Source organism: Rhizobium sp. 25PS6 (assembly GCF_032464655.1).
In the GTDB taxonomy this organism is placed as follows: domain Bacteria; phylum Pseudomonadota; class Alphaproteobacteria; order Rhizobiales; family Rhizobiaceae; genus Rhizobium; species Rhizobium laguerreae.
Map to the genome: position 1 here is coordinate 96,932 of NZ_JAWDIV010000001.1, position 17,573 is coordinate 114,504.

Genomic DNA, 17,573 nt, shown 5'->3' on the forward strand with positions numbered 1-17,573 from the left:
GGGACTTCATCGAGAAGCGCTCCTTAAGCCACCTGGCGCTCTGCTTCGATCTGAAGAGGCGCCTGCTGAAAGGAGCCGTCTCCAATGGCGATTTTGCGCGGCTTCATGGCTTCCGGCACCTCACGCTTCAGCGCGATCGAGAGAATACCGTTCGTCAGGGAGGCATTCTCGACCCTGACGTGGTCCGCGAGTTCGAAGCGACGTTCAAACGCGCGCCCGGCAATGCCGCGATGCAGATATTCGCCATCCTTCCCTTCGGCCTTCTGGCCTTTCACCACGAGCACGTTCCGCTCTTGGGTGATCTCGAGATCGGCCTCGGCGAAACCGGCGACTGCCATCTGGATACGATAGTCGTCTTCGCTCGTCTTGACGATGTCATAGGGTGGCCAGGTCTCGATCGCCTGCAGCCGCTGCGCATTGTTCAAGAGGTTGAAGACCCGGTCGAAGCCGATGCTGGACCGGTAAAGGGGTGCGAAGTCAAGTTCGTTTCTCATAGCCATATCCTCCGTAAAGCAACATGGAGTGGAGACGCGTCGAAAACGCGTCCCCGGTCTGGTCGACCCGCTTTTGCGCTGCCGACGAAAATGATCTGGTTTCGAGCGTTTTTTGATTCAAGAGGACATCTAAAAAAATTTTCGGTCGAGGCTTGAGGCTGACCGCAAGCCTCTTGAACGCTGTTTTCCTTCACCTAAATCGAATGGTGCCTGAAGATGTTCTTCGCTTGTGTGGAAATTTTTGGGCGGCCTATCCGGTGTGCTACCGACTACGGCCTACTGCGAAGGCGGCAGCAGATAGGCGCGTGGTGACGGCAGATCGATGACGAACCTGATATCCGCGGCATTGGCCGCCACGACCAGTTGGTAGGCGCCGGGCTCAGCGCGGAAGGCCCCGGCCTCGACGTCGAAATAAGCGAGATCGCGCGGCAGGATCTTCATCACGGCCGTCCCAGTCTCGCCGGGCAGCAGCGAAAGCTTTGCGAAGGCGCGCAGTTCCTTGTCCGGCCGCTCCACCTTGGACTTTGGCGAACGCACATAAAGCTGGACCAGTTCCGACCCTGCCCGGTCGCCGATATTGATCAGATCGACGCAGACAGTCACGCCTTCGGCACCCATTTCGCTCGTCGACAGGCGCGGCTCGCCCCAGCTGAAGCGTGTATAGCCAAGGCCGAAACCGAAGGGGAAGAGCGGCTCGACAGCGCGTGTATCGTGGTGACGGTAGCCGACGAACACGCCTTCGGCATAGCGCACATGTCCATCCTTACCCGGATAGACGGCTGGATCGCCCGTCATGGCGGAATTGTCGGCAAGCGCTTTCGGGAATGTCTGCGGTAGGCGTCCGCCGGGCTCGACATCGCCGAAGAGGACATCGGCAACGGCATTGCCCAGCTCCTGCCCGGGATACCAGATCTGCAATACCGCGCGAACCTTGCCGAGCCAGGGCATTTCCACCGGGCCGCCGGTCTGCAGCACGACGACTGTGTTGGCGTTGACGGCCGCAACCCGCTCGATCAGCTCTTCCTGCCGGCCCGGAAGCCGCATGTCGGGCAGGTCCAAACCCTCGGTATCCCATTCGCCGTCGCGGCCGACGAAGAGAAGCGCCACGTCGGCATTCAGCGCCGTTTCGACGGCTTCCTCGATATCCGCCTCGCCCAAGGGCTTTTCGACGCCGAAGCGGATGGCCGTGAGGTTGATCCCTTCCCCGGTCGCCACCGGCGTGTCGTACTCGACGGTTACGGTATGGGCCTTGCCCGCATCGAGCGCCATCGTGCCGCGTTGTTCGTCATTGGCGGTGCCGAAATAGTTTTCGCCACGTGTCCAGCCGTCATGGCCGTCGACCGTGAGCCTGCCATCGACGAAGAGCCGCGCCAGTCCGGCATTGGTCATGCCGAAGAGGTGATCGCCGCTTTCCTCCGGCACGAATTGCATCGTCATCCGCGCCGAGAAATCGGCCGGGTCGAGTTCGCCTGACGGCAACTCGAACCAGAAGAACTCACCCTTGTCGACGGTCTCGACATGAAGCGGATTGCCCCCGCAGCCGCGCCCCTTGAAATATTCGACGGTGATCTTTCCCCTGGCCACCTCGATCAGACGGTTATGGCGGCAGCCGATGGCGTGGCTGACGCTGTTGGCATTGGAAAGGGCCGCTCGAATGCCGTCGAGCGGGCTGACCGTATAATGCGCCGCGATCTGCGCGCTGCCGCCGCCCATCACGCGCGCGCTCGCGGCGTTGGGTCCAATGACGGCGATCCGGTCGAGAGACGTCTTGGCAAGCGGCAGGATGCCATCGTTCTTGAGCAGGACTGCGCCTTCCGCGCCGAGACGCCGGATCAGCGCCCGGTCTTCCGGCAGATCGACCGCCTGCTCGGTGAGGTCGGGCCTCTTCTCGAACGCGCCGACCCGCTCGAGCAGAAGCAGGATCCGCCGTGCCGCCGCCCGCACGGTCGCCGCTTTGACCCGGCCCTCACGCACGGCCGCAACCAGCTTCTCGCCGCGATCGCGCGCCGGGCCAGGCATTTCGAGATCGAGACCGGCATTGATCGTCTCGGCCGTCGAATGCGAACCGAACCAGTCGGACATGACGATCCCGTCGAATCCCCATTCCTCGCGTAGCACCTTGGTCAGCAGCCACGCATGCTCGCTCGTATAGGTACCGTTGAGACGGTTATAGGAAGACATGACGGCCATTACGCCGGCGCGCCTGACAGCCTGCTCGAAGGGCGGAAAGTAGATTTCGCGCAACGTCCGCTCGTCGATATCGGAGGACATGGTCTGCCGCTCGATCTCAGATTCGTTGCCGGCGAAATGCTTGACCGTTGCTGCGATCCCCTGGCTCTGCACGCCCTTGATATAGGCGACGGCCAGTTCCGCGGTCAGCATCGGTTCCTCGGAATAACATTCGAAATTTCGCCCGTTGAGGCCGGAACGATGGATATTCACCGTGGGGGCGAGCAGCACGGCGGCACCCTTGCTCTTTGCCTGGTGGGCAAGCGCCACGCCCATGCGCTCGACGAGATCGGGATTCCAAGTGGCGCCGAGCGCAATGGCGACAGGAAAGCAGGTCGCCTTGACGCCGCCGACCAGCGAACCCGCGCCGCGAGCCCCATTCGGCCCGTCCGTCACCTTGATCTTCGGCACATTAAGACGCTCGACGGGAACGGTCGTCCAGAAATCGGCGCCTGATAGCAGCGAGACCTGCTCCTCGAGCGTCATCTTGTCGAGAATGGAATCGATCATGCAAACCTCTCCTTCAATGGAATTCGGGCATTGCGAAGTGCTGGGCGAGCATGCTCGATGCCAGTTCATCCGGCGGCGACGCCAACTTCTCCACGCGCCATGCAGTTCTTAAACCTACCGATTACTCGGTATTTTTAAGATGTCAACTGTCGAGTTGTGATGTATGGATGGAGGACGGAAGAAAGAGGCAGGCGGAAGAGACGATGGCAGAGGTTTCCGAATCGAATACCGGACAGGACGAAAAGCGACGGCGCCGATCTCGCAAGGGTGAAGCACGCCGCACGGAGATCCTGTCGGCTGCGATGCAACGTTTTGCCGAAGACGGCTACCAGAATTCGGCTATCGGCGATGTGGCTCGCGACGTCGGCCTGTCGCTGCCGGGCCTGCTGCACCATTTTCCGACCAAGGTCGATCTCCTGCTTGCCATTCTGGACAAGCGCGATCTCGAATGTGAAAGCTTCATCGGGCCCTATCGTTCCGATCTCCGCGGCCTGCTCAAGGGCATGGTCGAGGTCTTCCGCCGCAACGCCGAAATGTTTGAGGTCGTCAGGGCCTTCGCCATCCTGAACGCCGAGAGCCTTATGAAGGATCACCCGGCCAAGGCATGGTTTCTCGATCGTGCCACCCAGCTGCAGAACGACATCGCCGCCACCTTCGAACTGGCCGTCGCCGATGGCTCGATCGACCGCAAGTTTAATGGCAAGGCGATGGCGGCTGAACTGATCGCCGTGATGGATGGCCTTCAGATGCTCTGGCTGCGCGATCCCACCCGCTTCGACATGGTCGGCGGGTTGGAAGCTTATGTCGGCCGCCTGCTGGCGAGCCTTGGTTTAGAGGACTGAGCTTGGTTGAGCGCGCCGCGGATCATTCCGCGGCACCGAAACGAAGGGGCCACCTTCCAAGACAAGGTTTCAGCCATTCTGCAGCTTCCAGGTCCGGATTTCGAACGGCATGATGTCGGCGGGTCCCTTCCGCTCCATCGGCTCTTCGAGAATGTTCAGCGGCTGCGATGCTGCCCATCCGGAAGGCAGGCCGAGGGAGAGCCTGCCGCGCCGGCCGGCTGGTTCGTAAAGGCGCAAGATGAGCCCCTCGCCTTCTTCCGCCGGCTTCAGGCCTGAGAACGCGACGGGGATTCCGGTGACCGCGAGCGGCGCGAAAGTGCCGGCGGAGAGACCGCTGGCTTCCGCCGAGACGAGCGGTTGGTTGAGATCAATCGCCTCGTCGAGAACGCCGCCTTCATGCCAGGCGCCTTCATGCGGCATCAGCGCATAGGTGAAGCTCTGCTCACCTTCGTCGGCGAGCGGATCCGGATAGATCGGCCCGCGCACGAGGCTCATGCCGATCACGTTGCCACGCGCGCTATGGCCGTATTTGGCATTGTTGAGCAGCGCGACCCCGAAGTCCGGCTCGCTGATATCGACGAAGCGGTGCGCGACGGCCTCGAACATCGCCTGCTCCCAGGACGTATTCGTGTGCGTTGCCCGCTCGACGATGCCGAAGGCGCATTCGAAGGTCGCCTTGCGGGCCTGTGCGGCGACCGGGTTCAGGGTTCGCAGAAGCGTGCGGCGATCATGCCAGTCGATCGTCGTTTCGATGTCGAGCCGCCTGGCGTTGGCCGTCAGCACATAGGTCTGCGTGACGCTCGAATTCCGGTAGCGGTAAACGACGCGGATCGCCGCGCGGTGCGGGCCGTCTTCCACGAGGGTGATGCTATCAGGCGCATCGAGGCGGACGGCCTTTTCGGCATAATCCGCATCGATATCCCAGGCGTCCCAGTTGCGCGGCTTGTCGGCCGGATAGACCCAGAGCTGATTTGCCGAGCCGTCGACCGCCTCCCGGCCTGTGGCCTTGTGAACGAGGCTTGCAACCGCCCCGTCCCTGCCGATGGAGACCGAGAGGTGGTCGTTTTCGAGACGGTCGGGGCCAGCTTTCAGTGCGCCCGCCGGCTTGAGCGAGCCCTTGTCGAAGACCGCGACGGACAAGGGCGCGACGAGATCGGCGGCTGAGACGACCGTACCGTCGGAAAGCGTTGCGCTGAGCGGCCTTGGAGCAAGAGACGGATTGACGACGACGAGGGCATCGCCAATCCCACCCTTCGGCAGCTTGGCCGACAGCGCTTGCAATCCCCCCACCTGTTCGGCCTTGGCATGTTCGATGACGCCGTCCAGTTCCTGCTCGGCATCCTGATAGACTTCGCGGATGCTCGAGCCCGGCAGAATGTCGTGAAACTCGTTCTTCAGCACCACGCGCCAATCCGCTTCGAGACTTCGGGGCCTGTCTGCTCCGAGCATATGCGCCAGCGAAGCGATGGTTTCGGCGGTGATCAGCGCCCGTTCGGCCCGGCGATGCTTGCGCTTGACGCCGCTTTGCGTCGTCAGCGTGGCGCGGTGCAGTTCGAGATAGATTTCACCATCCCACACCGGAAGGCTCTTTTCCCCAGCGGTGCGGTGCGCCTGCTCGTAATAGCTTTTGACGGTGCCCCAGCGCGCCTGCGGAATTGCCGGGAAATCGCGCAGCTGCACTTCGCGTTCGACCATCTCCGGCGTGACGCCGCCGCCGCCGTCGCCGTAGCCGACGGCCAGCAGCGAGGTATCATGCTGCGTTTTGCCGCGGAAATTCTTCCATGTCGGCACGTAGCAATCGGGTTGCACGAAGCCGTTATAACCCTGCATCGGATTGTCGAACGTGTGGGTCAGCACTTGGCTGCCATCGAGGCCCTTCCACCAGAAGAGATCGGAGGGGATATGGTTGGTCTCGCTCCAGTTGACCTTGATCGTGAAGAAGCTGTCGATGCCGCCCTGTTTCAGGATCTGCGGCAGCGCGCCGGAAAAGCCGAAGCAGTCTGGCAGCCAGCAGACCGTATGGCGGGTGCCGAAGGTTTTTTCGAAATAACGCTGGCCATAGAGAACCTGACGGGCGAGGCTTTCGCCGGTCGGCATGTTCGTGTCGGGCTCCACCCACATGCCGCCGACCGTTTCCCACTTTCCGTCCGCGACTTTCTTCTTGATGCGCTCGAGAAGCTCCGGGTCTTCCTCTTCCATCTGCGCGTAATAATGAGCGGTCGATTGATTGAAACGGAAATCGTCGGAGCGCTCCATCAGCGAGAGCGCCGTATTGAAGGTGCGCCGCATTTTCCGCCGCGTCTCGCGATAGGGCCAAAGCCAGGCGAGATCGATATGCGCATGGCCCGTCAGCAGCAGTTCTCCGTTCGGGGGAAAGCGCTTCTGCAGCTCCTTCAACCGCGCCGTCAGAGCCTCGAAGGCCGTGGCTGCCGAGCCGCTCTGCTCTTCCGTGAGGCCTGCAGGATTTGCCTCAAGCTCCGGTAGTTCCCAGATCTTCTGCTGCATGACGGCGCTCGATGTGCGGGAGATATAGGCCGCCGTATCCGACGGCCAGTCGAGGCTGCGCAACGTATGCTCGGCGGCATCCATCAGGTGCGGCACGACTTCATGCTCGCCCAGCACATCGATTGCCTCGGCAACCTGCTTTAACAGAAGGTGCAGGCGGTGAGCTGGACCATCGAGCCAGATAAATTGGGCCTTGTTGAGCCGTGGAGCGCGATTGGGCTCGCCGAATGGAAACCGGGCGACGGTTTCCGTTGCGATCGAAAAGCGGCGGCCCTTTACCGGGAATTCCTGATGGTAGGGATCGAGACCGAATGTTTCCGTCTCGCCGTCGGGGTAGCTGAGCGTAATCAGGCTCTCGCCGCCGAGGTCGAGCTGCAGGCGAATATCTTCGAGAGGCCACGCCTCCGGCGCTTCAGCGGTCGCGGCAAAATGCACCACTCCCTGGCGGTGCGGCCAATCCTGGTGATGGCCAATCGGCTCGCCCTCGAAAGTCCAGCCGTCGATCGCAGCACTTTGTCGATCTCGCCAATGCGCCAACTCGGCAATGCGAACTTTCAGACGATCGAGGCGCTGGGCAATGGTCAGAGGCATGGCTTATCCTGTTGAAAAATCGACGGCTGACAATCTTGTCGTCATGCTTTTGGGGTCGTGGTCATTGGTTTGGGGGAGATGAAGATGGCGCGACCGACATCGCGATTGCCCGGCCCCTCCTCCAAGCGGGCTTGCAGAGTCTTAGATTAAGTAACTTTGATTTCCCGTCAAGCCCGGAAGAACTGAACCGCTCCGGGTTTGCGGTCGTCCCAGCCGTTCTCGATCGGAAGCCGGTGATGGGCCTTCACCGGATAACGAGATCTTGATCGAGGACAATAGTTATCGAAACCCCTGTCGGCCCTATTTGACCGAGAATTGCACTGATATGGCAGATTTCAGGCAGCTGGGGAGGGTGGGATGTTTCAAGTCCGCAAATTATTGACAGCCACGATAGCCGTCATCGTGATTGCCGTATCGTCGTCATCCTGCACGACGGCCTCGAATGATTCGATGCAAACTGGCTCGGTTGGATATAGCAGCGTCGACTATGGGCTCAGACCTGCCTGCCGCGACGGCTTCGGCAATGATCGTCCTTGCAGCTACTAACGACCGATAGAGTGAAGCTCCGATTGCCGTGTCGTTTCGAGGTCTGTTGACGCATTTTGCGGCATTCGCCCCGCGGCGCTTCGTCAGCGCCGTGATGGCCCTGATCCCGGTTGATAGGACGTTCAGCTGAAAAAGCGGCTGCTAAGCGCGGCTTTCCCATAGCCCGTGGATGAAGTACACAACCCGGAAAGGCTCTAGGAAAGACAGTCATGCGGTATCTTCGGTCAGGGCCGCGTCGGCTTCACACTCAGGAGATGGGCGCCCAGCGCGCCAAAACGGTCGGTCTGCGGTCCGGCGAAATCGCCGATCGAAACATTCGCGTCATTCTGGAAGCCATCCGCCGCCATGGCCCGCTGACGCGGATGGAACTCGGCCGGCATTGCGGCCTGACCGGCCCCGGCATTACCAATATTCTCCGCCGGTTGGCTGACGAAAAGCTTGTCACCTCCAACCGCCGCAACGGCGTTGGCGGAGGGGCCACCGCTACCGAGTTTGCCTTGCGCCCGGAAGGTGCTTTCTCGATCGGTGTCAAGCTTCGCCAAAGACGTGGTGAGGCCGTGCTCATCGATCTAAGTGGCCAGGTCCACGACCGGGTCTACATCGAGCTGGATCCCGCTGACAAAGTCGGCGTGGTGCATGCGGCGGTCAGGGATATGGTCGATCACCACGCCGCATTGCCGATCATCGGCCTCGGCATCGCCGCCAACGACTGGACAGAGGATCAAAGCGAGCAGATCGCCGCGATGTCGACGATCGCGCGTCCCTATGTCGAGAACGAGTGCACGGCGAGCCTTCTCGCCGAACGCACGATCGGCAGCTCCGGCAGGGAAGGCGGACTTGCGATGATCATCATCGACGACGACGTTCAGGCCGGCTTTCTCATTCGCGGTATTCCCTATTCCGGCGTGCATGGCCGGGCAGGCAGCATCGGCGAAATGCTGACAGGCCCGGACAATGTCCAATTGAACACCGTCGTCGGTTTCGAATCCCTGAGATCACGGATCGGCGACCAGGCATTCACCCGCCTGCTGCAAGGAGAGGAATTCTCCTCGCCGTTACTGTCGCAATGGATACGCGAAGCCGCAGGCCATCTGCTCGACCCGATCATCGCCATGGCCGGTTTTCTCGCCCCGAGCGTCGTCATGATCGGCAGCGACCTGCCGCAGGGCGTGATCGAAGCGCTGATCCATCAGCTTTCGATCGAGCGGCGCGACACCTCGACGAGACCATTGCTGACGCCCTGGATTTCGCCGATGAAACCCGCGAGCTTCAGCGGCGGCGGCGTTGCGCTCGGTGCAGCCCTCCTGCCCTTCCTCAACACGTTGCTGCTGCCGCCGGCTTCGGCCTGATGGCCCAACCAGCCGCTTTGGCGTGACTCAGCCGAGCGCTTCATCGGCGTGGCTGAGATCGGAGGCCAGCGCCTTGTCCAAGACTTTCTGGATATTGGCCGCCCGCCGGAACGAGGGTTCCTGGGTCCTGCCCGCCCGCACGGCCTGGACGAAACGCTGGTAGTTCGTCTCGACCGGATCGAAGGGGACGTCACGCCAGGTCGCCGTGTGGACGTCTTCTCCGAGACAGGCACGTAGCGTCGATTTTCCGGTGTCGTAGATCATCTCGATCGAGCCGGTTTCGCCATAGACCCTGAGGCGCAGCTGATCCATCTGTCCGGCCGCCGTGCGCGTCGCCTGGATCGTCCCGATCGCCCCGCCGAAGAAATCGACATTCATCGTAAAGCTGTCATTCGCATCGAGATCATACTCGCCGATCTTATGATCAGGCGCCTTGTCGAAGGTCTTCAGCCGGGCGAAGACATGAGCAACGTCGAGCCCGGAACCGTATGATGCGAAATCGACGATATGAATTCCGATATCGCCGAGCGCGCCATTGGATCCGTGCTTCTTGCTCAGCCGCCACAGCCATTTGCTTTCGCTCTTCCAGTCGCCCCAGTGACGACCGACCAGCCAGCTTTGCAGGTGGGAGGCCTCGACGTGCCTGATCTCCCCGATTTCGCCGGCGAGCACCATCTGCCGGCCTTTCTGAAGAGCGGGCGAATTGCGATAGGTGAAATTGACCATGCCGACCTTGCCCGATCGCTCGATGGCCTCGGTCATCTCCATGGCCTTGACGGCATCGGTGGCGAGCGGCTTTTCGCAGAAGACATGCTTGCCGGCTGCGATCGCCTGCAGCGTCGTCGGGTGGTGAATGCGGTCCGGCGTGACGTTTGCCACTGCGTCGAACTCGCCCCAGGCGAGAGCATCCTCGAGGGTCGTGAAATGATTGGCGATGCCATGTTCGGTGCAAAAGGCCGCGAGCCTTTCCGGGACGACATCGACGCCGCCCACGACATTGACGCCTTCGATCGCCTTGAAGTTGGCGGCATGCTGGTTGGCCATTCCGCCGGTACCGAGAATGAGTAGACGCATCTTATCCTCCATGGAATTAACTGCCCGCGGCAGTTCAGCCGGGGCAAAACAGCACTCACGCCATCGCAGCCATCCGCGATTGCCTCGTGCTCTTCTTCAGGAAAATTGCGGTGGATGCGCCGCGCGTGCGGGACGCTCCATCACTTTCACGGCGCATGTTCTTTTCCAGAAATCGATCTCGATTCCGGAATTGTGCGCTAGCTGCTGTTGATTGTCGCCAGCATCTCAACCTCCCAGGTCTGGCCTTCCAAGCTGTGGCTTGACATCAAATCAAAGTAACTTAATCTAATTAATGCAGCACGGAAATGAGGAGAGGTCAACTGACCGCTAGGCTGTATCCGTTCAAAATGGGGAGGAGACCCATCATGAAGAGTGCCACCGTCAGCGCATTTGCGCTGAGCACCATGTTATTTTCAGCATCCGTTTCATTTGCCCAGGAACTTGCCACGAAGGACAGGATCGGCCTTGCCGATGCGCCGAAATCCCTCGTCGTCCGTCTGACGAACGATAGTCCGAACAATTCGGATCCGGCGATCGCCGAGGGCTATCAGAAGCTGTTCGTCGATTTCATCAAGAAGCATCCGGACTGGAAATTGCAGATGCAATTTATGTCGTCGGACATCGGCACGGAACAGGCCAAGATGCTGGAGCAGGCCAAGGCCGGCAACGCGCCTGACTGCGCTGCTGTCGACTCCTTCGTCCTCTCGCAGTTCATGGTCAATAAAGTTCTTGCGGACTTCACGCCGTATTTTTCGAAGGAGGAAGTGGATGATCTGTTCCCCTTCATCCGCAGCGGCATCACGGATAAGGACCAGACGGTCCGCGCCTGGTGGTGGGATACCGATCTTCGTGTGCTCTACCGCAACAAGTCGATCGTTGCGGATGCGCCGCAGACATGGGATGACCTGAAAACGGCCGCGCTCGCCTCCACCAAGGAAGGCATGGAAGGCGTTCTCTTCAACGGCGGGCGCTGGGAAGGGACGACGTTCGACTGGCTCGCGAATTACTGGGCGCTGGGCGGCAAGCTCGTCGACGACTCGGGCAAGCCAGTGTTCGGCGAAGGCGAGAACAAGGAGAAATTCCTGAAGGCGCTGAATTATTTCAAGGATCTCGTCGATTCGGGTGCCGCGCCGAAGCGCGTCAGCACGATCGCGAATTACGACGATATGAATGCGGCGGCAGCCGCGGCGACGACGGCTCTCTTCATCGGCGGCAACTGGCAATATGCGCAGCTGAAGGCCACGCTAGAAGAGGACGAATTCAACAATTGGACCTTCTCGCCGATCCCCGGTCCCAGCGCCGATCAGCGTTCGACTGGCACCGGTGGCTGGACGATCGCCTCCTTCAGCAAGGACAAGGACAAGATCGAGATGTGCGCCAACCTCGCACGCGAGGTCTATATGGGGCCGGCAAATGCGCTGCAGCAGCAGTTGCCGACCAGGAAGTCGCTGTTCGACAAATATGAGGTCTTCTCCACCGAAGCCAACAAGACCTTCGCCGCGGCTCTGGTCGATGGACAGGCACGCCCGGGTGTGCCGATCTATCCTGAAATCTCCAACCAGATCCAGATCATGATGGGCGACGTGCTCTCGGGGACCAAAAAGCCGGAAGACGCCTTGAATGCCGCCTTCAATGCGGCGCTGGAGGCCTACAAGCGTCTCTAGTGCTTCCGACCGTGACGGCGCCTGCCCGCCAGGCGCCGTCGACATTGCGAAACCCCGCACAGAGAAGCCAATGAGCCCCATTGCCATCGAGGCTGACAGCCCGCCTCAAAGCAGAACGTTCATGCGCCGTTTCGCCGGTGCGCCCCTGCCCTGGATCATGCCCGTGATCGTCGTCATCGGCATCTTCTACCTTTATCCCGTCATCGACGTTTTCAGGCTTTCATTCACCAATGCCACGCTGATCGGCGACAATCAGGACTACACGCTCGGATCGATCACCAATGCCCTGAGCTCGCCGCAGCTGCCCGACATCTTGTGGGCGACCCTGATCTTCGTCGGCGGCAGCGTCATCGGCCAGCAGATTTTAGGTCTTGCGGTGGCCGTGGTGGTCATCCGCGGCGAAAAGCGCGGCCTTTTCGGCACCACCATTTTGAGGACGACGGCGCTCGTTGCCTGGGTCGTCCCCGGAATTGCCGGCGGCATCATCTGGCAGATGCTCTTTTCCGAAGCGCCTTATGGTGCGCTGAACAGCATTCTGCGGCTGATGCATATGCCGACGGTCGCCTGGCTCTCCGACCCCGCGATCGCACCCTGGTCCACCCTCATTTCCAACATCTGGCGCGGCACGGCATTTTCGATGGTCGTCATGTATGCGGCGCTGAAGTCGATCGATCCCTCGCTTTACGAAGCGGCCGAGGTCGACGGTGCGACGGCATCGCAGCAGTTTTTCTTCGTCACGCTGCCGCAACTGCGCGCGGCAATCCTGGTCAACATGATCCTCATTACGATCCAGACGGTGAATACCTTCGATGCGATCATCACGCTGACGGGCGGCGGTCCGGGGCGTGCGACCGAGGTCATCTCGCTCTACGTCTTCAATATCGTCTTTAGAAACTACGACCTGTCCGGCGGCAGCGTGCTCTCCGTGCTCATGCTGATCATCAGCCTCGGGCTAGCCTTTATCTATGCGTCGTTCCTGCCGAAGGAGGAAGAGCAATGAGTGGACGGACCGGAACGCGGCTCGGCGATGCCATGAGCTATCTGTTCATGCTGGTAATGTTCGTGTTCTTCGCCGGCCCCCTAACCTATCTCCTGTCGATGGCGATGCGAGACAAGCGTGAGATCTATCGCGGCGCGGCGCGGTATATTCCCAACAACCCCACCATCGACAATTTCATCACCGTTTTGAACAACAGCTATTTCCCGATCTATCTCTGGAACGGCCTCAAGCTTGCCGCCCTCAGCGGACTGGGCGTCCTGATCGTCGCACTGCCCGCGGCTTACGCCTTTTCCCGCTTTCAGTTCCGGGGCAAGGGCCTGTCGATGATGGGGCTGCTGCTTTTCCAGATGATCTCGCCGCTCGTCATCATGGTGCCGCTCTACCGCTACATGAACCGCCTCGGCCTGCTGGATACGCATTTTGCCGTCGTCATGGTCTATATCGCGCTTGGCGTTCCGCTGGCGACCTGGCTCCTGAAGAGCTCGGTCGACGGCATCCCGCGCAGCCTCGACGAAGCCGCCATGATCGATGGCTGCAATCGATTTTCGGTCTTCTGGCGTATCATTCTGCCATTATCGGCGCCGGGCATCGCCTCCGTCTTCATCATCACGGTGATTGCCGGCTGGTCGCAATTTCTGGTGCCTTTTCTGTTGCTCACGAAAAATGATCTGATGCCGATCGGCGTCGGCATCTTTAACTTCCGCGGCATGCAAACCGACTCATCTATCCAGCTGCTTGCCGCCGCCTGCCTGATCGCGGTCGTTCCGGCGATCGTCGCCTTCCTGTCGCTCCAGCGGCTGATCCTCGGTGCGATGACCAGCGGCGCGGTCAAGGGATGACGAGTGGTTCAAGCTATGCGCAAGGAAGGATTTCGAGCATGAACCAGACACTCGGCGCCAGGCTCTCCCCGGATCTGACCGGCGCCAATGTCGAAGATGCAGGTGAGCACAACAGGGCTGTCGTCCTTCGCTGCATTCATCGCCAGGCGCCGATTTCGCGGGCCGAAATCGCCAGGCGGACGGGTTTTACCAAGCCGGCGATCGCCCGGATCGTTGATCGCCTGCTGGACGAGGGCCTGATCATGGAAGCCCGCCGGCGGCATGGGTTGAGAGGTCAGCCGGCGATCGAACTCGAAATCAATCCGGATGCCTGTTTTGCCATCGGCATCAACATCGATCGTGACCATCTGACGATCCTGGCCGTCGATGCCGTCGGCAATGTCCGCGCCCGCGTGCATCACGAGAAACGCTTCATCCTGCCGGCGGAATTCCTGCAGCTCACGGCCGATGCGATTTCGCATTTCCAGCGCAGCCGGCTCATCGACGACGCGCGCCTCGCCGGCATCGGTCTGGCGATGCCGGATTGGCTTGGCGAAATTTCGCTCCTTGGCAAGCCCGAGGCTTATCAGGAATGGACGGAATTCGATGTGCGCGCCGCACTGGAGAACCTGACACAGCATCCCGTCTTCATCGAAAACGAAGCCAATGCCGCAGCCCTTGCCGAACTCGATTATGGACTGGGTGCTGAAAGCAGCAGCTTCTTCTACATCGCCATCAATCCATGCCCGGGTGGCGGCCTCGTGCTCGACGGCAACGGTCATCGTGGCGCCATGGGCCTCAGCGGCGAAATCGGCTGGCTGCCAATTGCCGATGGCGGGGGCGGGAAGGCCCAGAAGGTCCAGCTTCTCGGCGAGATATTCTCGTTGTTCTTCCTTTATGATTTCCTCGCGCGGCACGGCGTCGAGGTGAGTGTTCCCCACGATCTCCTGACGTTGGATGCGCATGGCAGGCGCCTTGTGTCGCAATGGCTGAAGGAAATGAGCGCGCATCTGGCAGTCGCCGTCAAGCATATCGGCATGGTCGTCGACCCCGACGCCGTCCTCGTCGGCGGCAGATTGCCGATCCGCATCGTCGACGAGTTGCTGCGCTATGTGCACGAGCATCTCGATCCCGAGGACACCAACCTTCCCTCGCTTCATCGCGCCTCACTCGGAGAGGATGCCTCTGCCATGGGGGCGGCGGTCATGCCGATGGCAGCAGCCCTCATGCTCGCATCGGCCGACGCTGCTCAACGCACACGTTCGCCACTCAAGAACATGGATCGCCTGAACAGTTGAAACGGCCGGCAAGGCCCATGGATTTTGGTGAAGAACGGGATTTTGGTGAAGATCGGAGGATTTTGGTGAAGATCGGCTTTTACACCTCGACATTCAACGATCGGCCCCTGGAGGAAGTGGTGGACTTCGCCGCATCGGTCGGTTTCGACGCCATCGAGATCGATGTCGGCGGTCATATCAAGACGCCGGACCGGGTGGGGGCCGCCGTCGCGCTCGCGCGTAGCCGCGGCCTCTTCGTGTCGTCGATTACCTATTTCGGCAATCAACTCGATGCCGACCGGGCAAAACGAACGGCACTTCGGGAAAGGACCGCCGAATTTGCTAGCGCGATCGGGCAAGCGGGCGTCCCGATCTTCGTGATCTTCCCGGGCCGGGACGACACCGCAAGCGACGAAGCCAATTATGATGACTTCGCCGATTTCGCCAACGGCCTGATCGCTGAGACGCAGTCCTATGGCCTGACCTTCGCAATCGAGAACTGGCCGGGTCCGAAGGACAATTTCATCGGAACGACACCAAGAGGGTGGCAGGAGCTTTTTCAGAGGATCGGGGATCCCCGTTTCGGCCTGGAATTCGATCCCTCGCACCTCATTCGCATCGGCGTCGATCCGTATCAGGCGATGGAGGCGGTGAAGGATCGCATCGCCATCCTTCATGCCAAGGACACGGCAATCGATCCGCAGAGCCTGCAAGCTGTCGGTTATCACGGCAAGGGCTGGTGGCAATACAAGCTGCCAGGGCTCGGCCTCATCGATTGGCCGAGATTTCTGCGCCAGGCCAGCGAGGCTGGCTTCGACGGCACGCTGTCGATTGAACACGAGGATGCCGCCTATGGCTGGCCGGGCAAGGACTTAGGTGCGCGCGAAGACGGCGAGCGCCTCGGCCTCGATTATTTGAGAAATGTCCTGAGCGGACTTTGACAGCGATTTCTGGAGGACTGTTATGGCCCATGTTTCGGTCAACAATGCGCGCAAGGATTACGGCGCGTTCAAAGCCATCAAAGGCGTATCGGTCGACATCGGCGACGGCGAGTTCGTCGTTCTGGTCGGCCCCTCGGGCTGCGGCAAATCCACGCTCTTGAGGATGATTGCCGGCCTCGAGGGCATCACCTCAGGGCAGATCCAGATCGGCAAGCATATCGTCAACGAGCTTGCCCCCAAGGACCGGGACATCGCCATGGTGTTCCAGAATTATGCGCTCTACCCGCACATGACCGTTGCCAAGAACATGGGCTTTTCGCTGCGGCTGAAACGGATGCCGAGGACGGAGATCGATCAGCGGGTCGGCAACGCCGCGAAGATCCTCGGTCTCGAAAGTCTCCTGGAGAGATATCCCAAGCAACTGTCGGGCGGCCAGAGACAGCGTGTCGCGATGGGGCGGGCGATCGTGCGCGACCCGGCCGTCTTTCTCTTCGATGAGCCCCTGTCGAACCTCGACGCCAAGCTCAGAGTGCAGATGCGCTCGGAGATCAAGGAATTGCATCAACGGCTGCAGACGACGACCATCTATGTCACCCATGACCAGATCGAAGCCATGACCATGGCCGACAAGATCGTCGTCATGAAGGACGGCCTGATCGAGCAGTCGGGCTCTCCGCTGGAATTGTACGATCGTCCGAACAATCTTTTCGTCGCCGGTTTCATCGGCTCACCGGCGATGAATTTCATCAGCGGCAGCATGACGGAAGACGGGTTTCGAACCGCCGACGGCCTGCTCCTGCCGAGCGACCGGCATCCGCCTGCAGCCGTGACCTACGGTATTCGACCCGAGCATATCCGGTTGGACCCGGGCGGAATCGAGGTCACGACGGTGGTCGTCGAGCCGACGGGTTCGGAAACGCTCGTCATCGTCCGGTTGGGGACGCAGACGCTGACCTGCGTCTTCAGGGAACGGATCAGGGCAGCCCCCGGCGAGGTGCTGAGGATTGCACCAATCCATGATGCGGTTCACCTGTTTGCCGGAAACGAGCAGCGGATCACGTCAGGCGAAACCCCGTTGAACTGACCCGGCCGATTGCCCCTCCCCTTCGGCCGGCGCCGGCCGGGGGCGCGTTTTTCGCGCCCCCGATGCGGCCAAGCTCAGAGAGCGACTACGTCGCCTTGTGAATGACGGTCGCACGACGCAAGAACGCGCAATGACTGCAAGCCGGATATGAGACGCTAATGTCATCCCGCTCTAGCTGGCGGCGTTCCTTTTGCCGAGGAGGGCTGCGCGGATCTGTTCGCTTTTGCTCAACAGGGGAGCGGGGACCGGTGCTGTCTGCTCGGGCGCGTCTGTCTTACCGGTGGTCTGCTTGAGGCTCAGAAAGCGTTTTTGCGCGACCAGCCGATCTTCGGACGACAGTGGTTCGACAGGTTCACCGTCAAGGCTATGGCGCATGGAATCGGGTTGGGCGCTGGCGAAATAGTAGCGCCGGCAGTGGACATAGGCCGCGGTCGCTCGCCTGAGCGTCGTGACGCCGGCATCGGGCTTCAGGAGCGGACGGAGTTCGTTGAAAAGGCCGACGGCAAAAGGAAGGACGGGATCTCCCGCCTTGACCGGAAGGACGCCGACCGGCCGGATCAACAGCACATTGATCGCGTTTGCCTTCTCCACGTCGAGCTCGGTTGCCGCAATCGGTCCGCGGCTGATCTTCCAGGGCTTGTCCATGCGT

14 protein-coding genes are annotated in these 17,573 nt (G+C 60.8%); 9 read left to right on the forward strand and 5 right to left on the reverse strand.

What is annotated here, in order from left to right; genetic code table 11:
• Positions 1-23: 23 nt before the first annotated feature.
• Together RWK44_RS00455 and RWK44_RS00460 are read right to left on the reverse strand one after the other, a co-directional pair.
• Positions 24-494 (reverse strand): Hsp20 family protein, encoded by a 471-nt coding sequence (locus tag RWK44_RS00455; protein WP_025396923.1) that lies wholly within the window; start codon positions 492-494, stop codon positions 24-26.
• A gap of 276 nt (positions 495-770) precedes the next feature.
• Complete coding sequence (locus tag RWK44_RS00460; RefSeq protein WP_316028177.1) at positions 771-3,233, reverse strand: glycoside hydrolase family 3 C-terminal domain-containing protein; 2,463 nt, start codon at positions 3,231-3,233, stop codon at positions 771-773.
• Between the two features lie 203 nt (positions 3,234-3,436).
• Between RWK44_RS00460 and RWK44_RS00465 the strand changes: the two genes are divergently transcribed.
• Entirely contained in the window at positions 3,437-4,075 is a 639-nt protein-coding gene (locus RWK44_RS00465; RefSeq protein ID WP_316028178.1) for a TetR/AcrR family transcriptional regulator, read from the forward strand.
• 69 nt (positions 4,076-4,144) lie between these two features.
• Here RWK44_RS00465 and RWK44_RS00470 read toward each other — a convergent pair whose 3' ends face one another.
• Positions 4,145-7,171: an alpha-mannosidase gene (locus RWK44_RS00470; RefSeq protein WP_316028179.1), complete on the reverse strand. Its 3,027-nt coding sequence runs from the start codon at positions 7,169-7,171 to the stop codon at positions 4,145-4,147.
• A gap of 357 nt (positions 7,172-7,528) precedes the next feature.
• On the opposite strand from RWK44_RS00470, the gene RWK44_RS00475 reads away from it, so the two are divergent.
• Positions 7,529-7,717 carry a hypothetical protein gene (locus tag RWK44_RS00475; RefSeq protein ID WP_025396930.1) on the forward strand — a complete coding sequence of 63 codons (189 nt, stop codon included), beginning with the start codon at positions 7,529-7,531 and terminating at the stop codon, positions 7,715-7,717.
• A gap of 209 nt (positions 7,718-7,926) precedes the next feature.
• Entirely contained in the window at positions 7,927-9,066 is a 1,140-nt protein-coding gene (locus RWK44_RS00480; protein WP_316028180.1) for an ROK family transcriptional regulator, read from the forward strand.
• A 27-nt stretch (positions 9,067-9,093) separates the two neighbouring features.
• Here RWK44_RS00480 and RWK44_RS00485 read toward each other — a convergent pair whose 3' ends face one another.
• Entirely contained in the window at positions 9,094-10,140 is a 1,047-nt protein-coding gene (locus tag RWK44_RS00485; RefSeq protein ID WP_316028181.1) for a Gfo/Idh/MocA family protein, read from the reverse strand.
• Positions 10,141-10,505: 365 nt separating this feature from the next.
• Here RWK44_RS00485 and RWK44_RS00490 point away from each other — a divergent pair, with 365 nt between their 5' ends.
• The 6 genes from RWK44_RS00490 (at position 10,506) to RWK44_RS00515 (ending at position 16,924) form a co-directional block, all read left to right on the forward strand.
• Positions 10,506-11,804 (forward strand): ABC transporter substrate-binding protein, encoded by a 1,299-nt coding sequence (locus RWK44_RS00490; protein WP_221968073.1) that lies wholly within the window; start codon positions 10,506-10,508, stop codon positions 11,802-11,804.
• Between the two features lie 70 nt (positions 11,805-11,874).
• Complete coding sequence (locus tag RWK44_RS00495) at positions 11,875-12,804, forward strand: carbohydrate ABC transporter permease (protein ID WP_020047456.1); 930 nt, start codon at positions 11,875-11,877, stop codon at positions 12,802-12,804.
• Positions 12,801-13,643 (forward strand): carbohydrate ABC transporter permease, encoded by an 843-nt coding sequence (locus RWK44_RS00500; protein WP_011649125.1) that lies wholly within the window; start codon positions 12,801-12,803, stop codon positions 13,641-13,643. The genes RWK44_RS00495 and RWK44_RS00500 overlap by 4 nt, the downstream gene beginning before the upstream one ends.
• A gap of 38 nt (positions 13,644-13,681) precedes the next feature.
• Positions 13,682-14,920: an ROK family transcriptional regulator gene (locus RWK44_RS00505; RefSeq protein WP_025396935.1), complete on the forward strand. Its 1,239-nt coding sequence runs from the start codon at positions 13,682-13,684 to the stop codon at positions 14,918-14,920.
• A 65-nt stretch (positions 14,921-14,985) separates the two neighbouring features.
• Entirely contained in the window at positions 14,986-15,840 is an 855-nt protein-coding gene (locus RWK44_RS00510) for a sugar phosphate isomerase/epimerase family protein (RefSeq protein WP_316028182.1), read from the forward strand.
• A 22-nt stretch (positions 15,841-15,862) separates the two neighbouring features.
• Entirely contained in the window at positions 15,863-16,924 is a 1,062-nt protein-coding gene (locus tag RWK44_RS00515; RefSeq protein WP_020047452.1) for an ABC transporter ATP-binding protein, read from the forward strand.
• A gap of 171 nt (positions 16,925-17,095) precedes the next feature.
• Here the strand turns inward: RWK44_RS00515 and RWK44_RS00520 are convergent, their stop codons facing one another.
• A complete protein-coding gene (locus tag RWK44_RS00520) occupies positions 17,096-17,569 on the reverse strand; it encodes a ProQ/FINO family protein (RefSeq protein ID WP_316028183.1) in 474 nt (157 codons plus the stop codon).
• Positions 17,570-17,573 lie beyond the last annotated feature (4 nt).

Excerpts from the sequence above, each read along its gene's own strand:
- RWK44_RS00455 (WP_025396923.1), bottom strand. The coding sequence starts at position 494 with ATGAGAAACGAACTTGACTTCGCACCCCTTTACCGGTCCAGCATCGGC.
- RWK44_RS00460 (WP_316028177.1), bottom strand. The coding sequence starts at position 3,233 with ATGATCGATTCCATTCTCGACAAGATGACGCTCGAGGAGCAGGTCTCG.
- RWK44_RS00465 (WP_316028178.1), top strand. The coding sequence starts at position 3,437 with ATGGCAGAGGTTTCCGAATCGAATACCGGACAGGACGAAAAGCGACGG.
- RWK44_RS00470 (WP_316028179.1), bottom strand. The coding sequence starts at position 7,171 with ATGCCTCTGACCATTGCCCAGCGCCTCGATCGTCTGAAAGTTCGCATT.
- RWK44_RS00475 (WP_025396930.1), top strand. The coding sequence starts at position 7,529 with ATGTTTCAAGTCCGCAAATTATTGACAGCCACGATAGCCGTCATCGTG.
- RWK44_RS00480 (WP_316028180.1), top strand. The coding sequence starts at position 7,927 with ATGCGGTATCTTCGGTCAGGGCCGCGTCGGCTTCACACTCAGGAGATG.
- RWK44_RS00485 (WP_316028181.1), bottom strand. The coding sequence starts at position 10,140 with ATGCGTCTACTCATTCTCGGTACCGGCGGAATGGCCAACCAGCATGCC.
- RWK44_RS00490 (WP_221968073.1), top strand. The coding sequence starts at position 10,506 with ATGAAGAGTGCCACCGTCAGCGCATTTGCGCTGAGCACCATGTTATTT.
- RWK44_RS00495 (WP_020047456.1), top strand. The coding sequence starts at position 11,875 with ATGAGCCCCATTGCCATCGAGGCTGACAGCCCGCCTCAAAGCAGAACG.
- RWK44_RS00500 (WP_011649125.1), top strand. The coding sequence starts at position 12,801 with ATGAGTGGACGGACCGGAACGCGGCTCGGCGATGCCATGAGCTATCTG.
- RWK44_RS00505 (WP_025396935.1), top strand. The coding sequence starts at position 13,682 with ATGAACCAGACACTCGGCGCCAGGCTCTCCCCGGATCTGACCGGCGCC.
- RWK44_RS00515 (WP_020047452.1), top strand. The coding sequence starts at position 15,863 with ATGGCCCATGTTTCGGTCAACAATGCGCGCAAGGATTACGGCGCGTTC.
- RWK44_RS00520 (WP_316028183.1), bottom strand. The coding sequence starts at position 17,569 with ATGGACAAGCCCTGGAAGATCAGCCGCGGACCGATTGCGGCAACCGAG.